General features: G+C 47.9%; 1 protein-coding gene. It reads right to left on the bottom strand.

The genetic code is table 11. The features are described from left to right. Window positions 1-3: 3 nt before the first annotated feature. A partial coding sequence (gene tuf, locus V1U08_RS22865) for an elongation factor Tu (RefSeq protein ID WP_024372662.1) occupies window positions 4-1,071 on the bottom strand: 1,068 nt, incomplete at its 5' end.

Here is a 1,071-nt window from a genome sequence, read left to right as displayed (position 1 = left end):
GAATTAGTCGAAGATCTTAGCAACAACACCAGCACCTACTGTACGGCCACCTTCACGGATCGCGAAACGTAGACCTTCGTCCATTGCGATTGGTGCGATTAGCTCAACAGTCATTTGTACGTTGTCGCCTGGCATTACCATTTCTACGCCTTCTGGTAGCGTGATGTCACCAGTTACGTCAGTTGTACGGAAGTAGAACTGTGGACGGTAGCCTTTGAAGAATGGAGTGTGACGACCACCTTCATCTTTAGACAGTACGTATACTTCTGATTCGAATTTAGTGTGTGGAGTGATTGAACCTGGCTTAGCTAGTACTTGACCACGTTCTACTTCGTCACGCTTAGTACCACGTAGAAGTGCACCAACGTTCTCACCCGCACGACCTTCGTCTAGAAGCTTACGGAACATTTCAACACCAGTACATGTAGTAGTGATGGTGTCTTTGATACCAACGATAGCAACTTCGTCACCTACGTTTAGGATACCACGTTCGATACGACCAGTTACTACAGTACCACGGCCTTGGATCGAGAATACGTCTTCGATTGGCATTAGGAACGGTAGGTCTACTGCACGCTCTGGTTCTGGGATGTATGAATCTAGCGCTTCTGCTAGTTCAACGATTTTCGCTTCCCACTGCTCTTCGCCGTTTAGTGCGCCTAGTGCAGAACCTTGGATAACTGGTAGGTCATCACCTGGGAAATCGTACTCAGATAGAAGTTCACGAACTTCCATTTCTACTAGTTCTAGTAGCTCTTCATCGTCAACCATGTCACATTTGTTCATGAATACGATGATGTATGGGATACCAACCTGACGGCCTAGTAGGATGTGCTCACGAGTTTGAGGCATTGGGCCATCTGTTGCAGCAACAACTAGGATACCGCCGTCCATTTGCGCAGCACCAGTGATCATGTTTTTAACATAGTCAGCGTGTCCTGGGCAGTCTACGTGTGCGTAGTGACGAGTTGGAGTGTCGTACTCTACGTGAGAAGTAGAGATTGTGATACCGCGCTCACGCTCTTCTGGAGCGTTATCGATAGATGCGAAGTCTTTCGCTTCACCGCCGTA

The sequence above is a fragment of the Vibrio sp. YYF0003 genome (assembly GCF_036350715.1).
In the GTDB taxonomy this organism is placed as follows: Bacteria; Pseudomonadota; Gammaproteobacteria; order Enterobacterales; family Vibrionaceae; genus Vibrio; species Vibrio natriegens.
Note: the sequence above shows the minus strand (reverse complement) of the source record. Positions and strands in the feature narration are given on the sequence as shown.